The sequence below is a fragment of the Lachnospiraceae bacterium KGMB03038 genome (genome assembly GCA_007361935.1).
Taxonomy (GTDB): Bacteria; Bacillota; Clostridia; order Lachnospirales; family Lachnospiraceae; genus Massilistercora.
In genome coordinates this window covers 2,106,311-2,122,141 of the sequence record CP041667.1, presented here as the reverse complement: position 1 = coordinate 2,122,141, position 15,831 = coordinate 2,106,311, and the positions used below count along the sequence as shown (strand labels likewise).

Here is a 15,831-nt window from a genome sequence, read left to right as displayed (position 1 = left end):
AGACTAAATTTTGATTTAACGGAGGGACAAGGTTGATGTGAGAAAAAAACTAAAAGTGTGTTGGCTATCAGCGGGGGTGTCATCGTTTGTGGCAGGGTATTTGGCAAAAGAAGTGGATGAATATATCTACATTGACATTGATAATCAACACCCGGATAGCATGAGGTTTATTAAGGACTGTGAAAAAGCTTTGGAAAGACCGATAAAAATACTCAGATCTCCATATCGAAGTGTAGAGAATGTGATTAAACAATTTCGATATATTAACGGTGCCTACGGCGCGAAATGCACACAAATCCTGAAAAAGCGTGTGCGAAAAGAATGGGAAGATGCACATAAGGATTATGAGATTATATATGTCTGGGGATTTGATGTCGGAGAAAAGGGCCGTGCAGAACGCCTGAATGAATCTATGTCAGAGTTTGAGCATGAATACCCGTTGATAGAGAGAAATCTGACCAAACAAGACGCACATGCGATTCTGGACAGGCTGGGAATCAAGAGGCCGGTTATGTACGATCTTGGGTACCAGAACAATAATTGTATTGGATGCGTCAAGGGTGGAATGGGTTACTGGAACAAGATCAGGCAAGACTTCCCGGAAGTGTTTGACCGGATGGCGAAATTGGAAAGAGAAGTAGGGCACTCATGCATTAGAGGTGTCTTCCTGGATGAACTTTCCCCGGAACGAGGGCGAATAGAAGATGAGATTATGCAGGAGTGCGGAATTATGTGCTATTTAGCATTAAACTGATATTTAGTGGAGGTGCGGGATGAGTAAGGGAATTATTGCGATGGATATGCCGGACAAGTGTGTGGAGTGTACAATGTGTTATCACGCTGAGGATATGGCTATAGGGAATTTAACATACCAAAAACTATATCGGTGTCGAATCGAACCGGAAAATTTAGAAGATCCATATTTGCAAACTATTTTTCGCGGGAAACCAGATTGGTGCCCGATCAAACCACTTCCGGAAAAAGCGCATCACGAGGAATATTGGGACAACGGTAGATATGACAAGGGGTGGAATGATTGTCTGGACGAAATCGAGGGATGTATAAAATGAAATGAGCAGAGCAAACGAAGGGAGGAATGACATGCAGGAAAGAAAAAGTTACGGGCCTTGCGTATCGAGGGAAAGATGCCTGGAGATTCTGACGGAAGAAGTGCAGGATCATATTCCAGAGGAAAAATGGGAGGACTATGAAAGATCAGTAAACCGGGTGCTGTATGAGTTTGACAAATTGGACGGAGAAAAACCTAAACTAAACAAAGGAAGACATATAGAAGACTGGTATACATGCGGGAATTGCGGCTACAAGATTAATCTCGGAAATAATTTTTGTCCGAATTGCGGGTATAAGCTGATATGGGACGGAATCCAATGTATGACAGATTAGGAGGGATAGCGTGCAAGAATTAGAGAAGATTTTGGAAGAGATAGAGAAGAAGCAGGTAATGTGGCCACTTTTTGATGAGGAAGATAGGACGACAGGGATAATCAATGTGAATGTTGTAAAAGGTATCATCCGCAAGCACTTATCTTGTGAAAATGACCAGGAAACCACGAGATCACCACGAGATAGCTGCGGAGAATGTAGTCGCCGGAAATGGTATCAGATTGGATATGAGGATGGTAAGGACACAGATGTCATTACCAAAATTCTAACAGAAATGCAAGAAGTAAAAGAGATTGTGCTATCTCCCAAAGATGGGGACTGCTTTGGAGTACCGTGCGATGGAGATGATTGTCTTTTATGTGTTGTGGATAAATGCATAGAAATCGTACAAAAAACACGCAAATGACGGCTGGATCCCGGTACATAAAGACAATGTTCCAGATCATGAGATTTTGGCTTGCGATAGATACGGAAATGAATTAATTGGATATTTGGATTACGATTCTGAGGTAGAAGAATTTGTTTGGGAAAGCAATGATGTCATCATGTATCAAATCATAGCATGGATGGAAAAGCCGGAGCCATATAGCCAGGAAAGGAGAAATATGTGTACAGCAAATATATAGACGAGTTTTTGAAATTTTTAAGAGAAGCGAAGCAGGAATATGACATAGCCATGTTAGGACAGAGCGAAACAGAAAAAGAAACCCAAGACATCCTGCACGCAGTAGAACTAGATCAAAACACATACCACGAACACGCAAGACTATCCAAAACGCTGAAAGAGGTCAGAGAAGAGAGAAGAAAGGCGAAAGATAAAAGAGAGCAGCTTGAGCCAATTATAGATTGGACAGAAGAAAACGAAAAGACAGTAAAAGAGCTTGAAAGGCTGCTTGGAGAAGTAAGGAAGATAGAAAAGAAGATGAAAAACAGGACTTACATACCAAGAACGGAAATACTAAAGAAAGTGAAGGGAACAAAAAATGAAAAAGCATAAAAGAGACGAGCACAGCATAAAAGCGGACAAGGGGAAATACATGGACGAGCTGGAGAACAATAAACCAAACACAAAAGCAAAGGAGCGTTTCCGCCGGCCGGCATACCAGGCGGCAAAGATGATCCGGGCGCAGGGAAAACAGATGGAAAGAAAGACGGTAGCAGAATACCTAAAAGAAAAGTGTGGGAGAAAGCATGACAAAGGTTAGGCCACTTAACAAAGACAAATACGAGATCAGCAAGCATAGGTTCCTGGAGTTATATCATTTCTGCCTTCAGTACCAAGAATGGAAAAATGAGCTAAATCACATGCAGGACACGGTAAAAAGTACAGGCTACGGAACTGCCACAGCCGGAAACGGAGGAGATTCAGCGACAGAGCGTCTTGTGATCCGGAGAGAAAAGCTAAGAAAAAACTGCGAACTGATTGAGCAAGCAGTCATAGAAGCAGATCCAGACATCTACGAGTACATACTGATAGGCGTCACCACAGAATATGGATCTTATCGATATCTAAGCAGTATTGGGATGCCCTGCGGCCAGACAATGTACTATGACCGCAGGAGAAGGTTTTACTGGTTGTTGTCACAGAAAGCATAGGTGAGAGTATGAGAGAGAATTTGAAAGAAGCCCGCAGGAAAGCGGGCATGACCCAGCAGCAGATGGCGGATAAGCTGGGGATTACTTTGAGGCACTATCAGAAGATTGAATATGCAGAGATTGGAGGTTCCTTTGAGATTTGGGACGCCTTGGAGGACATTCTAGAGATACATCAACGGAAACTCCGAGAGATTTCAGATAATCGTCGCGCCCAAGAAGAAAATCCGAGGGGACGTTGAGCAGGTCAGAGAGCTTGACCAAAGTGGAAAGATCAGGCTCAATGTTTCCGCCCTCGTATTTTTGATAATGTCTAAGAGGAACATCGATAGAATCTGCTGTCTTTTGCTGAGTAAAGCCGCGAAATATACGAGTGGCACGAAGCCTATCCTTAAACATATGAACCTCCTATAAAAATAATTATTGACTTACGCCTAATAATGGCGTAATATATATCAAAAAGATACGCCAAAAATAGGCGTAAAAAGGAGGGGCATATATGCAGTTACCACAAACAATAGAAGTAAAAGGGATCAGAGTGCTTACAAGCAAGCAGTTAGCAGAGTGCTATGAGGCAACAGTAGATATTATCAAAAAGAACTACTCGAACAATAGGAAGAGATTTGCGGAAGGAAAGCACTATCTCCTATTGCAAGGGGAAGAACTGAAGTCTTTCAAGAACAAGGTGAAAAATGTTCACCTTGTTAATAACGAGGGTGGAAATTCACGCCTTGTTGAGAAAAACGCAAAAATCTTATACCTCTGGACAGAGAAAGGCGCTCTTCTCCACGCAAAGAGCCTGAACACAGACAAAGCCTGGGAAGTATACGACTACCTGGTAGATTATTACTTCCGGCAGCAGGAGGCACCAGCGGCAGCAGGAAGGACAGAACTGGCGCAAGTCAGAGAAATAGCCGACAGAAAACACAGGACGGGAGAAAGGCTGGTAGATATCCGGGGAAATAAAACGGCAATGACGATTTTGGAAGAGATGAGAAAGTACCTGACAGCCATGGAGGCGTTGATGGAAATATACAGCAGACCAAACACAGACCAAAGGATAAAAGGGATCATGACAGCCATGGATCAAGTGGTTGGGAGGATATGGGACAAGAAAAGCGAACTGAAGGAAGTGAGACATAAATATTTGTAAATTTGCAAAAGTGCGTCACTCAGGGGACAGAATTCCGTGCTATAATGCTAGCATGAGATATTGAGATAAGATATCTCAGACGAGGCAGCAACCGGAAACGGAGGCTGCCTTTTCTGATACAGATCTGCGCCTTAGAGTAATGGTAATTCACCGGCCTCCTAAGCCGGCAATCCTGGTTCGAGTCCAGGGGGCGCAATTCAGGGAGGGATAAAATGTTTTTCTATTTATGTGACGGGAAAGTAAAGGACTGCAACAAAAAAAGCTGCTATAAGAACGGAGGAGAATGTAGGCATACATCAAATGCGAAAAACAGAAAAAAGGAACCAAATACGCAAATGGTAGAGGTTGGGGAAGATACCTGGGAAATGGATCAAAAAGGAATGTCCGAGCTGATAGAGGAGATGTGGAGAGAAAGATGTTAAAGTCCTGCCACTACTGCGGGAGGATACATGACAGCAAGAATATCTGCCCGCAGAAAAAGGAAGCACAAAAAATAAGGCAAAAGAAAAAGGACACACCGGAAACGAGATTCCGATATACGAATCAGTGGAAAGATAAAAGAGAATCTATCAGAGTTAGAGACAGGCAGGTCTGCCAGTTGTGAGTGAGGGGGTTGCACAATCCGGAGCGGATCTTTGAAACAGAAAATCTGTCCGTGCATCATATCGTACCGGTAGCAGAGGATTGGAATAGAAGGTTGGATGATTACAATCTGATAACATTGTGTCCGAGGCACCACGAGATGGCAGAAAAAGGGGAAGTTAAACGAGAAGAATTATCAAGAATAGCAGAGGAACAGGAGGAAAGGGACGGATGTCCGGCTTGCGGATGATCCTCCCCGGAGGTTCGGAGAGAAAATTCTGACGATTTATACCACCGACGCCCACCCCTTATTCATAAAATATTCCCAGATCAGATTTTGAAAGGAGGAATCAATAGGCCAACACCAGTGAAGCCAGCGGATGTGATCCGCCTGGAAGGTAAGTCCCATCGGACAAAAAAAGAATTGCGCCAGCGCAAACAGGCAGAAGAGAACCTCCTGACGGGGAAAAAGCTAAAGGAAAAGGCAGAGGTCAAAAACAATGAAATCGCACATCGGGAGTTCCTGCGGCTAAAAAACCTACTGAAGGAAATTGGAAAAGACGACGATCTTTACTCCGGAGCGATCAATAGATACTGCCTGATCTTTGCAGAGTGCGCAGAGTTTGAGGAGCAGCGAGAGAAGATCTTCTGCCGGCAGCAGGAGCTAGAAGAAAAAGCCGGAGAAATGGAGTTTACAGAGTACATCACCTTGCAAAACGACTTGTCCAAGATGGCGATCAGCTACGATCGGCAGATACAAACCAAGCGAAAAATGCTGTTTGATATAGAGAAAGAGAATGTGATGACCATAGCGGCGGCCCTGCGGTCGATCCCTAAAAAGCCAGAGACGAAAAAGAACGCCCTGCGGGAGGTGCTGAATGCTTAAAGAGGGAAAGGCGTACACATACGCGAAGTGGTGCACAACAGAACCCGATCGATATGTACCGATCTATGTCAAACGACAGGCCGCACTCTGGCTGGACATCGTAGAAGGCAGGAACCAGGAGGCCTACGTCGATAAGGAAGCATACAGGAAAGTCTGTAACCTGCTAAAGATCATGATCCACCCAGATCTGAGAAAGCCAATGTACGACAGCATAGAAGATTACGCATGGCTGTTTATCGTGGCGGTTATGTGCACGAAGGTACAGGGAAGTGATTTGGACATTCGATATTACGTTACCGGAGTCCTGGAGATCGCAAGAAAGAATTTCAAGACATTTGTGAGCGCGATCATATTCATCCTGCTGATGCTGATCGAGCCGGATTTTTCCCGGTTCTTTTCTGTGGCGCCAGACCTATCGCTATCGTCAGAATTGAAGCTGGCGATCCGGAAGATCATCAAGGTCAGCCCGGCGCTCTACGACGAAGATGACCCGGCATTTAAGATCATGAGAAGCCAGATCCGATGCTTGATCAATGACAACGAGTACACGCCGCTGGCATATAGCCAGGACAACATGGACGGGAAGATGGCCAATGCTTTTCTGGCAGATGAAGCGGGAGCGTTGGACGAGTACCCGGTGGAGGCCATGCGGTCCTCCCAGATCACGTTATTCAACAAGCTGGGGATCATCATCAGCACCCAGTACCCTAACGACGACAACGTTATGATCGACGAAATCGACATCGCAAAAAAAGCGATTGATGGATTGCTGGAAGATCAGCGGGTATTTGCGTTGCTATACGAGCCGGACGAAGACCTGAAGACCGGGGAGGCATGGCAGAAGGATGATCGTTGCATCTATCAGAGCAATCCGGTGGCTGTGTCACACTCCTATATCTTTGAAGAGATCAAGAAAAAGCGCGCGATTGCGGTATTGTATGAAAATAAGAGAGAGAACTATTTATGTAAGCATAATAACATTCTTTATAAGGGCCTGGGAGTGGAAGGCTATATTGACATACAGAAAGTAAAGGTGTGCAGGGAAGAAAACGACAAGGAGTTCTGGAAGGGGCGCCGAGTCTGGATGGGGCTGGACCTATCCCAGACGGACGACAACACAGCGCTGGCAATGGTAACGGAGGAAGAAGGGGTTGTATATGCGAAAGTATTTGGATTTGTGCCAGAGGAAAAAGTCGAGTTCAAAAGCAAAAAAGAACATGTTGACTACAAAAGGCTGATCGAGCGCGGGGATTGCTTTTCGTGCGGAAGCGAAGTGATTGATTATCTATATGTCAAGGCGAAAGCGGAAGAAATCGAAGAAGAATACGGGGTAGAGATCATGCAGATCGGATATGACAAGTGGAACGCGCTGGCAACTGTGCAAGGATTGGAAGCGGATGGGTATGAATGTGTAGAAATCCGACAGCACAGCTCCGTCCTACACATGCCGACGAAGTGGCTTAAGGAGTTGATACTGGATAAGAAATTCCGATATTGCGATAATCGAATGTTGGAGATCAATTTCCAGAACGCAAGGTGCACAGAAGACACCAATAAAAACAAATATGTCAACAAAAAGAAATCAAATGGAAAGGTGGACATGGTAGTGGCGCTGATTAATGCCATGTATCTATTGCAGCAATATGTATTATACGATGATGGCTTTGTTGTACAGACGGCATAAGGAGGAAAGAAAGTGATAAAACCATATAGAGATGAGATTGTACAGCAAATAAAAGAGGCTGGACAAGAATTAATAGAAAGAGCGGAAAGCATGGTAGGAAACGGCCTTGATAAAATAACAGACATCTCGATTGACATACATCTGGGGACAATGACAGATGTAACAGGCTGGCCGGAGATTACAATCCATACAAGTGTGGCGAATAAAAAAACATTAGAAAGATGGACGAAACGGGAGGTCGAATAAAAGGGCGTTTTTTAAACGAGTGAGAGCAGAGCCGGAGAAAGAGGAAAAGGTGTTGGACGAAAGCCAGGTGAGCGACCAGCTTCTCCGGGCGTGGTTTTCGGAAGAGAATATAACAAGAGAAAAAGCGATGCAGGTCCCGTCGGTAGCCGGAGCGATTTGTGAGATTGCCCGTACTGTAGCAAGTATTCCGATTCGTCTGTATAAAAAAGAAAACGGGAAAGTCATAGAGATGGAAGGAGACCGACGGGTTTACCTGCTGAACGAAGAAACTGGAGACACGCTGGACGCGAATCAGATGAAACAAGCGCTGGTTCGGGATTATTACCTGGGCCGCGGCGGGTTTGTGTATGTCGATTGGACGGGCCTGGAAGTGAACTCTCTGCGTTATGTCTATAGCGAATATGTGTCAATTGCGCCAAACGCAGATGTGATTTTCAAGGATTATGTCATCCTGGTCCAGGGAAGATCTTACTTCCCGGATGAATTTGTTCGAATTTTAAGGAATACCAGAGATGGCATGTTTGGGAATGGAATTGTAGAACAAAACAAAAAGGCGCTTAGTGTGGCTTATAATTCCTTGTCCTACGAAGAAGGGCTGGTAAAGACGGGCGGAAACAAGAAAGGATTTGTGAAATCAGCAAAGCGGTTGACACAGACAGCAATTGACGCGCTAAAAGAAGCCTGGAGGAAACTGTATCAGAACAACACGGAAAACGTGGTGATTTTGAATGACGGGTTAGAGTTCCAGGAGGCGTCAAACACATCTGTAGAGATGCAATTGAACGAAAACAAAAAGACCAACGGAGAAGAGTTCCGGAGGATTCTGGGAATCCCAGATGATTTAGGAACGGAAGCCGGGGATAAGGCGTATATAAAATACTGTGTAAGCACGTTTATGGATGAATTCATGACGGCGCTGAACCGGGCGCTGCTCTTGGAATCAGAAAAAGGGACCTACTATTTTGCCCCAGACATGTACGAACTGACAAAAGGAGATGCGGATAAGCGGTACAGCGCTTACAAGACGGCGGCGGAAACAGGCTGGCTGCAGATTGATGAGATCCGTAAAAAGGAAAACATGGAGCCGCTGGGAATGAATATGATCAAATTAGGATTGCAAGACGTCCTGTATGATCCAAAAACACAAACTGTATATATCCCAAACACAAATAAGACCGTAAAAATCGGAGAAGGAGGTGTAGAAGAAGGGCAAGAATAGAGCTTCGGGGAGAACCAGGGAAAGAAACCGTAATCATCGACGGATATGTAAATGTTACCGGAAGAGACAGCCGGCCCATACCAGACCGCAAGGGCGGATATTTTATCGAGCGCATCCAGAAAGGAGCATTCGGCCGGGCGGTTACGCGGGCGCAGAAAGTTACAGCGCTGCTAGACCATAAATGGGACAAGACCATCGGACGGACAGGAGAAAACCTGAATCTGCGTGAGGATGTGGTGGGGTTAAGAGCGCACCTGGAAACGTCCGATCCAGAGGTAGTAAAACTGGCGAGAGAAAAACGCTTGCGTGGCTGGTCCTTTGATATCAAACGGCCAGTGGAAACCAGGGCAGAAACTCCGGGAGGGCTGCCGCTTAGAACCATCACTGATTTTGACATCAGCGAAGTGTCGCTGATCTCGGATCGTATGAGGCCCTGGTATGAATCTACAACCGTGGAAACGAGGGCTGGAGAAGAAGGAGAAGAGACCATCGAGATTCGAGCGGAAGAATTCGAGCCCGATTATATCGGGTTTGAAGATAAAAAAGAGAAACCAGACAACAGCAAACTGAAAAAAATAATTGAAAAATATGGAGGGAAAGTCTAAGGAAAAACAAAAAATTAGCAATGAAGTACAACATCCAGTTTTTTGCTGAAAAGAAAAACAACATCAAAGCGCTCAGAGAAACGAGAGCTGAAAAAGTAGAAGAACTGGAAATGCTGTATGAAAAGCTGGAAGCGGAGCAGAGAGCGATCACGGAAGAAGAAGAGAAGCAGATCGGGGCGATCGAAGGGGAAATCGAACAGATCGATAAAACCATTGAGATCCTGGAAAACGTAAAAAGCCGCCTGGCAAAAACAAACGAAGGGAAACGGGAAGTTGTAGACGGCGTAAAAGAAGAAGGGGCAGAGCAGAGAGCGCAGGAGGAAGAGAAAGCGTTTGCGGACTATCTGCGTGGAGTAGTGGCCGGAGAAGTCCGGGCAGATACAAACATGACGCTGACGGATAACGGAGCGATCATCCCGACAACAATTGCGAACAAAATCATTGAGAAAATCTACGATATTTCTCCGATTCTGGAGAGATCTACAAAATACAACGTGAAAGGAAACCTGACCATCCCATTTTATCCGGCGGATTCCAATGACGTAGAAATGGCATACGCAACGGAATTTACGGATTTAACAGCGGACACCGGAAAGTTCGGAAGCATCACGTTGAATGGATTCCTTGCCGGAGCGCTGGTGAAGATCTCAAGATCTCTGATTAATAACAGCCAGTTTGATGTAACGGGCTTTGTGGTGGACCATATGGCGTACCAGGCAGCCAGATGGATTGAAGGAGAACTGCTGAAGGGGACGACAAGCAAGATTGAAGGACTGTCAAGCGTAACGCAGGGAGTAACGGCGGCGGCAGCCACAGCGATTACGGCGGACGAATTGATCGATCTACAGGATTCCGTAAAGGACGCGTTCCAGCAGAATTCGATTTGGATTATGTCTTCGAAGACCAGGACAGCGATTCGGAAACTGAAAGATGACGTAGGGAGATATCTCATGCAGGACGATATCACGGCGCCATTCGGGAAAACGCTCCTTGGTAAGCCGGTATACGTATCTGATAACATGCCAGAAATGGCCGCGTCCGCAAAGACGATCTATTACGGAGATATGTCCGGCCTGGCTACAAAAATCACAGAAGAATTTGAGGTACAGGTATTGCGTGAGCATTACGCAACCCAGCACGCGATAGGCGTGGTTGGATGGACAGAACTGGATGCGAAAGTGGAAAACGAGCAGAAGATCTCCGTTTTGACCATGGCGGAATCATAAGGAGGAGCCTATGACAATCGTTGAAGAATTGAAAGAACTGGCGGCAACCATGAAAGGAAGCGGGACGGCAGCGGATATTCCGGGCGAAACGGTCTCGGACGTGATCGCATGGATTAAGGACAACTGGACGGACATCAAAACCGCGATCAAAAGCTAGGTGAGACTATGAAGTATAGAGCGATCATATCATTCGCGGGGCAGGTAACTATGCGAAAAGGGGAAGAAAGGGAGCTTTCTAGCTCCCTGGCGGCCCCTCTTGTAAAATGCGGATACCTGGAAGCGGTGAAGGCGGTGAAGAAAAAGGAAAGTAAGCGAAATAACGCAAGAAATAATCCTGGATCATCTGCGGGAAGTGAAAGAAAATCTAACTGAAGAAGATCTGACACTAATCCAGGCGATGCAGGCCGCGGCAGTAAGCTACTGCGTAGGGCAGACGGGACTGACAAAAGAAGAGCTGGATGAAAACGAGGATATTACGATCGCGGTCCTGACGTTGATATCGGATATGTGGGATAACCGGTCTATGTCGATCGATCGGTCGAACGTCAACCGGGTAGTAGATACAATCCTTGGAATGCATTGCATAAACCTCCTGCCAACGCCAGACGGGGAGGCGAGCTGATGGATTCTGGAGCATACAGGGGCTTGGTGACATTCCAAAAATACATAAGCGCATATGACGAAATCGGGAATCCATCTGGAGAATGGAAGGAAGAGAGAAAAGCATACGCCTATGTAAATGGTCTGTCGGGGGCGGAATACTGGGAAGCGGCAAACGTACACCAAGAAAACACGGTAGAATTTGTTTTTCGATGGCATCCGTTTTTTGAAGAGATGAACACAAAGCAGTACCGGATATTGTTTAGAGGGGCGATCTACAATATCAACCTGATTGACAATATCCAATTTCGGAATAAAACGGTAAAAATCAAGGCGGTGACAAAAAATGGCGCAGACAATTAGCATTGACGACTTAGCCAATGCGGTCTTGGAAGAATTAAAAGAGTATAGAGACGTGACGGAGGACGATCTGGAAAAAATCGCGCGAGCGGTGGCGAGAGAAGGAGCGAAGAAACTAAAAACAAATTCTCCGCGGGGAAAGGGAAATGGAGGGCCAAAAGGCCATTATGCAGACGGATGGTCCGTAAAATACATCCGGGGAATGAATGGAAAGTTTGCGTTTGTGGTCCATAACAAGAACAAACCAGGCCTAACCCATCTCTTGGAAAAAGGGCACCAGCTCCGCCAGGGAGGACGTGCCAGGGCAATCCCACATATCAAGCAGGTAGAAGAATGGTGCAATGAAGAATTTGAGCGACGCGTGAAAGAGAGGTTGAACCAAGGACCATAAAAGAATTTCACGAAGGGTTGACAAAGCTTGGGTATCCAGTAGCATACAGCCATTTCGCGGAAGGAGACGTCCCGGATTTGCCATATATAACATATTACTCGCCGGGGACGGAAAACTTTTCCGCGGATGGGATTGTATACCAGGAGATCATCGAATTGGACGTTGAATTCTATTCGGAGAAAAAAGACCTGGAAGGCGAGGAAAAGATTTCGGATTGGCTGACGGAAAACGGACTCTATTACGAAAAACAGGAATACTACATTGAATCAGAAAAAATGATACAAGTGATTTTTGAGACGGAAATTTAAGGAGGAAGCAAAAAGGGGCAAAGTAAAATTTAATATTAAAAATGTGCATTACGCAGTAAAAAATACGACAGGAGAGCAGGCAGGAACAACGTATGCGACACCGGTAGCCATTCCGGGAGCGGTATCTATTTCGCTGGAGCAGCAGGGGGAGCTAACTCCTTTTTACGCAGACGGAGTGAAATACTACACTTCGGCTTCAAACGGGGGATACGAGGGAGATTTGGAAGTCGCACTGATCCCGGATTCCTTCAGGAAAGATGTATTGGGGGAAGTAGAGGATGAAAACGGGGTGCTGTTTGAGGACGCAAATGCACAGACTGTAGAATTTGCGTTGGGATTCCAGGTGGACGGAGACAAAAACCCAACGCTCTTTTGGTTTTATAACTGTACCGCTACGCGCCCAAGCGTGGATGCGACTACAACGGAAGATACAAAAGAGCCAAACACGGACACATTAACCATATCTTGCGGGGCTGCGGATGATGGAACGGTAAGGGCAAAAACCACAGACGAATCTTACGCAGCAGTAAAAGATACTTGGTTTACGAAAGTATATGAAAAGGCGGAAGCAGCATAATGAGAAAAACGATAGTGATCAACGGGTTGCCGTGCGAGTTTAAAAGCTCGGCGGCAATCCCGCGAATGTATAGGATTAAATTTGGACGGGATATTTTTGTGGATCTAAACTGGCTTAGAAAACAGGTAGAGAAGCAAGAACAGTTGAAGGAAGAATTAAAAAGAAAAGCAGAAGAAGCGGGAGAAGAATTTGACGAGAAAGAATTTGAAAGCGAACTCCCGATCGAATCTCTGGAAGTTTTTGAAAACATTGCATACATGATGCATAAGCATGGGGACCCAAGCCAGCCGCAAGAAATAGATGAATGGCTGGAACAGTTTGAGACGTTTGACATTTACAAGATATTCCCGGAAATTTTGGAGATGTGGAATAAGGAAAACAAAACATCGTCAACCCCAAAAAAAAAGAACGTGAAATAGACAGAGAGATCAATACGCCGCTATTTATGCTCAGGTGTGTACAACTGGGGATATCCATATCAGAATTGGAACTCCTGAGCATTGGGATGATTAACGACATGTTTATCGAATCAAAAAACGATAGCTACGACTATCCAGTGATGGCAACCCAGGAAGATATAGACAGGCTATAGGGAGGTGATAAGAGGTCGGGAAGAATAACCGGAATCACGATAAAGCTGGATGGAGACGCAACGGGATTAAATAAGGCGCTGGATGGAGTAGAGAAAAATCTGAAATCTACGCAAAGAAGCCTGAGCGATGTAAATAAATTGCTGAAGCTAGACCCAAAGAACACAACGCTTCTGGAACAAAAGCAAAAACTTTTGGCGGAATCGATTGAGGAAACAGAGACAAAGCTAAAAACACTTCGGAAAGCAAGCGAGCAGGCGGCGGAATCTGTAAAAAAGTACGATGCTTGGAAAAAAGCCTATGATCCAATCCAAAAAGAAATTGAAGAAACGGGAGATAAGATCACAAAACTAAAGGCAAAAATGTCTGAAATGAAGGACGCCGGGGAGGTCGATACAGAAGAGTACAAAAACCTGGAAAAAGAGCTGGCGAACTCCACGGTGAAACTGAGAGAGTTACGACAAGAGGCCGAGAAGGTAAACAAAACTTTTGACAATCCGATAAGTCCAAAACAATTCGATGCGCTGCAGAGAGAAATAATTGAGACAGAACAGAAATTGGATAACCTGGAGGAAAAAGCGAAAAAGACCTCTACTTTAAATGCGAATCTAACGGCATTTGGAGATGCGGCATCGTCTGCGTCAGAAAAGACAAAAGGATTATCAACGGCAGCGGGCGGGTTGCTGGGGGCAATGGCGGCAACTGTTCCGGCAACATCTGAACTTAGATCTGATCTTTCGAAGCTGGATAATAACGCCAGAAATGCTGGAGTTGGGATCGATGCAACAAGAGATGCATTTGATAAATTTAATGTTGTGTCGGATGAAACGGACTCATCGGTGGAGGCAACCTCGAACCTTTTGCAAGCTGGATTTACTGAATCGAACCTGCAAAAAGCAGTAGAAGGATTATCTGGAGCATACCTTAGATTCCCGGACACGTTAAAAATAGAGTCTCTTGCAGACTCTTTGCAGGAGACGCTTGCAACCGAGAAAGCAACAGGACAATTCGGAGAACTGCTAGATCGACTGGGAATCGGAGCTGATAACTTTTCAGCCGGACTGCAGGAGTGTACGTCGGATGCGGAAAAGCAAAACTATGCATTGCAGACGCTGGCGGATGCTGGGCTAATGGATACCTATAATGGTTGGGAAGAAAACAACAAGGCTTTGGTCGAGAACAAAAAGGCAAATCAGGAGTTTCAGGAGGCTATGGCCGGCCTGGCGGAGGTAATGACCCCGATCATTACAAAAATAACAGAATTTGCGTCGAAGGTAATAAATGCGTTTAACAACCTTCCAGGGCCAGTACAAAATTTTGTGCTGGTATTGTTAGGAATTGTGGCAGCATTATCGCCAGTACTAGGGATAATAGGGAAGCTAAGTACGCTATTGGGATCTGGAGGACTTACGGCGGCGTTGGGAAGTATCAAGGCAGGATTTGCGGCAGTAGGAGCAGCAATTTCGGGAGTTGCCGCGCCGATTTTAATTGTGATAGGAGTGGTGACGTCTCTAATCGCCATCTTTGCAACACTGTGGAAGACAAACGAAAATTTTCGGGCATCCGTATCGTCCGCATGGTCGCAGATTCAGGCTGCGATACAAACAGCGATTTCGACAATACAAGCGATTTTCGCGGCATTTGTAGAGCTGGTGAACGTAATTTGGACGCAATGGGGCGACACGATCATGCAGGTCGTACAAAATACGATCTCAACCATTACCACGGTCGTGAACAGCGGATTGAAAATCGTGCAAAATTTGATAAAGTTGGTGACTTCGGTCCTGAAGGGGGACTGGAAAGGAGCCTGGAACGCGGCAAAGGCCATCGTACAGTCAGCGCTTTCGTTGATTCGATCTTTGGTAACGTCTACGTTCAATAATATCGTTGCGGTCATCCGCGGAATTGGTTCGAAAATCGGCTCGGCCGTACAGTCTGCGTTCGAAAGCGCGATAAGTTTCCTGACCTCACTCCCGTCAAAAGCGGTGAAGTGGGGAAGCGACTTCATCGACGGGATTGTGCGAGGAATTAAGGGGGCGATCGGGAAAGTGACCGGAGCTGTAAAAGACGTGGCTGACAAGATCAGCTCATTCTTGCACTTTTCAAGGCCGGACGAAGGACCGCTACACTTTTATGAAGAGTGGATGCCGGATATGATGAAGGGACTGGCAAAAGGAATCTACGATTACATACCGACCATACAAAAGGCAGCACAAGCAGCGGCGGAAACAATAAACTATGAAATTATGAAAGATGCGCCGGCACAGACGATTGACTATAATATGCTCTACAACTCTGTAAGGAGCGGAGCATCCGACAGCAGCACAGTCTTGTATATCGGAGAGAGAGCATATAAGAGACAGCTAAAAGGAATGGGGGTTGTATTTCAAGGGTAGCAAAATATATT

At 45.6% G+C, this 15,831-nt stretch carries 24 protein-coding genes, 1 tRNA gene and 1 pseudogene; 25 read left to right on the top strand and 1 reads right to left on the bottom strand.

Annotated features, from left to right (window positions below):
- Positions 1-37: 37 nt before the first annotated feature.
- The 8 genes from FND36_10250 to FND36_10215 all read left to right on the top strand — a co-directional run bounded on the left by FND36_10250 (position 38) and on the right by FND36_10215 (position 3,239).
- Positions 38-754, top strand: coding sequence for a phosphoadenosine phosphosulfate reductase (locus FND36_10250; GenBank protein QDW74378.1), 717 nt, complete (start codon positions 38-40; stop codon positions 752-754).
- Between the two features lie 19 nt (positions 755-773).
- Positions 774-1,070, top strand: coding sequence for a hypothetical protein (locus FND36_10245; GenBank protein ID QDW74377.1), 297 nt, complete (start codon positions 774-776; stop codon positions 1,068-1,070).
- Between the two features lies 1 nt (position 1,071).
- Positions 1,072-1,404 (top strand): zinc ribbon domain-containing protein, encoded by a 333-nt coding sequence (locus tag FND36_10240; GenBank protein ID QDW74376.1) that lies wholly within the window; start codon positions 1,072-1,074, stop codon positions 1,402-1,404.
- 10 nt (positions 1,405-1,414) lie between these two features.
- Positions 1,415-1,810, top strand: coding sequence for a hypothetical protein (locus FND36_10235; protein ID QDW74375.1), 396 nt, complete (start codon positions 1,415-1,417; stop codon positions 1,808-1,810).
- 201 nt (positions 1,811-2,011) lie between these two features.
- Entirely contained in the window at positions 2,012-2,401 is a 390-nt protein-coding gene (locus FND36_10230) for a hypothetical protein (GenBank protein ID QDW74374.1), read from the top strand.
- Positions 2,388-2,609: a hypothetical protein gene (locus tag FND36_10225; protein QDW74373.1), complete on the top strand. Its 222-nt coding sequence runs from the start codon at positions 2,388-2,390 to the stop codon at positions 2,607-2,609. Before FND36_10230 ends, FND36_10225 begins: the two co-directional genes overlap by 14 nt.
- A complete protein-coding gene (locus FND36_10220) occupies positions 2,596-3,000 on the top strand; it encodes a hypothetical protein (protein QDW74372.1) in 405 nt (134 codons plus the stop codon). Before FND36_10225 ends, FND36_10220 begins: the two co-directional genes overlap by 14 nt.
- Before the next feature lie 8 nt (positions 3,001-3,008).
- On the top strand, positions 3,009-3,239 hold the full coding sequence (locus FND36_10215) for a helix-turn-helix transcriptional regulator (GenBank protein QDW74371.1): 231 nt from the start codon (positions 3,009-3,011) through the stop codon (positions 3,237-3,239).
- Here the strand turns inward: FND36_10215 and FND36_10210 are convergent.
- Positions 3,082-3,396, bottom strand: a complete 315-nt coding sequence (locus tag FND36_10210; GenBank protein ID QDW74370.1) for a helix-turn-helix transcriptional regulator — start codon at positions 3,394-3,396, stop codon at positions 3,082-3,084. The two genes, FND36_10215 and FND36_10210, sit on opposite strands and share 158 nt — an antisense overlap.
- A gap of 100 nt (positions 3,397-3,496) precedes the next feature.
- On the opposite strand from FND36_10210, the gene FND36_10205 reads away from it, so the two are divergent.
- The 17 genes and pseudogenes from FND36_10205 (at position 3,497) to FND36_10125 (ending at position 15,820) form a co-directional block, all read left to right on the top strand.
- Complete coding sequence (locus FND36_10205) at positions 3,497-4,150, top strand: hypothetical protein (protein ID QDW74369.1); 654 nt, start codon at positions 3,497-3,499, stop codon at positions 4,148-4,150.
- Between the two features lie 125 nt (positions 4,151-4,275).
- Positions 4,276-4,346, top strand: a tRNA-Arg gene (locus tag FND36_10200).
- Between the two features lie 219 nt (positions 4,347-4,565).
- Positions 4,566-4,982 (top strand): annotated as a pseudogene (locus tag FND36_10195) (HNH endonuclease).
- A gap of 99 nt (positions 4,983-5,081) precedes the next feature.
- A complete protein-coding gene (locus FND36_10190) occupies positions 5,082-5,618 on the top strand; it encodes a hypothetical protein (protein QDW75607.1) in 537 nt (178 codons plus the stop codon).
- A complete protein-coding gene (locus FND36_10185) occupies positions 5,611-7,302 on the top strand; it encodes a terminase (protein QDW74368.1) in 1,692 nt (563 codons plus the stop codon). The genes FND36_10190 and FND36_10185 overlap by 8 nt, the downstream gene beginning before the upstream one ends.
- 12 nt (positions 7,303-7,314) lie before the next feature.
- The gene (locus tag FND36_10180; protein ID QDW74367.1) at positions 7,315-7,548 is read left to right on the top strand and encodes a hypothetical protein; all 234 of its coding nucleotides are present in this window, start codon (positions 7,315-7,317) and stop codon (positions 7,546-7,548) included.
- Between the two features lie 127 nt (positions 7,549-7,675).
- On the top strand, positions 7,676-8,767 hold the full coding sequence (locus FND36_10175) for a phage portal protein (protein QDW75606.1): 1,092 nt from the start codon (positions 7,676-7,678) through the stop codon (positions 8,765-8,767).
- Entirely contained in the window at positions 8,764-9,372 is a 609-nt protein-coding gene (locus tag FND36_10170; protein ID QDW74366.1) for an HK97 family phage prohead protease, read from the top strand. Before FND36_10175 ends, FND36_10170 begins: the two co-directional genes overlap by 4 nt.
- Before the next feature lie 20 nt (positions 9,373-9,392).
- A complete protein-coding gene (locus FND36_10165) occupies positions 9,393-10,598 on the top strand; it encodes a phage major capsid protein (GenBank protein ID QDW74365.1) in 1,206 nt (401 codons plus the stop codon).
- A gap of 165 nt (positions 10,599-10,763) precedes the next feature.
- Positions 10,764-10,970 (top strand): hypothetical protein, encoded by a 207-nt coding sequence (locus tag FND36_10160; protein ID QDW74364.1) that lies wholly within the window; start codon positions 10,764-10,766, stop codon positions 10,968-10,970.
- Entirely contained in the window at positions 10,915-11,220 is a 306-nt protein-coding gene (locus FND36_10155) for a phage gp6-like head-tail connector protein (GenBank protein ID QDW74363.1), read from the top strand. Before FND36_10160 ends, FND36_10155 begins: the two co-directional genes overlap by 56 nt.
- Entirely contained in the window at positions 11,220-11,561 is a 342-nt protein-coding gene (locus FND36_10150; protein ID QDW74362.1) for a head-tail adaptor protein, read from the top strand. The genes FND36_10155 and FND36_10150 overlap by 1 nt, the downstream gene beginning before the upstream one ends.
- Positions 11,545-11,949 (top strand): HK97 gp10 family phage protein, encoded by a 405-nt coding sequence (locus FND36_10145; GenBank protein ID QDW74361.1) that lies wholly within the window; start codon positions 11,545-11,547, stop codon positions 11,947-11,949. The genes FND36_10150 and FND36_10145 overlap by 17 nt, the downstream gene beginning before the upstream one ends.
- Positions 11,946-12,257, top strand: a complete 312-nt coding sequence (locus FND36_10140; protein ID QDW74360.1) for a hypothetical protein — start codon at positions 11,946-11,948, stop codon at positions 12,255-12,257. Before FND36_10145 ends, FND36_10140 begins: the two co-directional genes overlap by 4 nt.
- Before the next feature lie 34 nt (positions 12,258-12,291).
- The gene (locus tag FND36_10135; protein QDW75605.1) at positions 12,292-12,834 is read left to right on the top strand and encodes a phage tail protein; all 543 of its coding nucleotides are present in this window, start codon (positions 12,292-12,294) and stop codon (positions 12,832-12,834) included.
- Positions 12,834-13,253, top strand: a complete 420-nt coding sequence (locus FND36_10130; protein QDW74359.1) for a hypothetical protein — start codon at positions 12,834-12,836, stop codon at positions 13,251-13,253. The genes FND36_10135 and FND36_10130 overlap by 1 nt, the downstream gene beginning before the upstream one ends.
- A 311-nt stretch (positions 13,254-13,564) precedes the next feature.
- Positions 13,565-15,820 (top strand): hypothetical protein, encoded by a 2,256-nt coding sequence (locus tag FND36_10125; protein ID QDW74358.1) that lies wholly within the window; start codon positions 13,565-13,567, stop codon positions 15,818-15,820.
- Positions 15,821-15,831: the final 11 nt, after the last annotated feature.

Coding starts and splice junctions, on each gene's coding strand:
- FND36_10245 (QDW74377.1), top strand. CDS start 774: ATGAGTAAGGGAATTATTGCGATGGATATGCCGGACAAGTGTGTGGAG.
- FND36_10240 (QDW74376.1), top strand. CDS start 1,072: ATGAGCAGAGCAAACGAAGGGAGGAATGACATGCAGGAAAGAAAAAGT.
- FND36_10225 (QDW74373.1), top strand. CDS start 2,388: ATGAAAAAGCATAAAAGAGACGAGCACAGCATAAAAGCGGACAAGGGG.
- FND36_10220 (QDW74372.1), top strand. CDS start 2,596: ATGACAAAGGTTAGGCCACTTAACAAAGACAAATACGAGATCAGCAAG.
- FND36_10215 (QDW74371.1), top strand. CDS start 3,009: ATGAGAGAGAATTTGAAAGAAGCCCGCAGGAAAGCGGGCATGACCCAG.
- FND36_10210 (QDW74370.1), bottom strand. CDS start 3,396: ATGTTTAAGGATAGGCTTCGTGCCACTCGTATATTTCGCGGCTTTACT.
- FND36_10205 (QDW74369.1), top strand. CDS start 3,497: ATGCAGTTACCACAAACAATAGAAGTAAAAGGGATCAGAGTGCTTACA.
- FND36_10185 (QDW74368.1), top strand. CDS start 5,611: ATGCTTAAAGAGGGAAAGGCGTACACATACGCGAAGTGGTGCACAACA.
- FND36_10175 (QDW75606.1), top strand. CDS start 7,676: ATGCAGGTCCCGTCGGTAGCCGGAGCGATTTGTGAGATTGCCCGTACT.
- FND36_10165 (QDW74365.1), top strand. CDS start 9,393: ATGAAGTACAACATCCAGTTTTTTGCTGAAAAGAAAAACAACATCAAA.
- FND36_10160 (QDW74364.1), top strand. CDS start 10,764: ATGAAGTATAGAGCGATCATATCATTCGCGGGGCAGGTAACTATGCGA.
- FND36_10150 (QDW74362.1), top strand. CDS start 11,220: ATGGATTCTGGAGCATACAGGGGCTTGGTGACATTCCAAAAATACATA.
- FND36_10145 (QDW74361.1), top strand. CDS start 11,545: ATGGCGCAGACAATTAGCATTGACGACTTAGCCAATGCGGTCTTGGAA.
- FND36_10130 (QDW74359.1), top strand. CDS start 12,834: ATGAGAAAAACGATAGTGATCAACGGGTTGCCGTGCGAGTTTAAAAGC.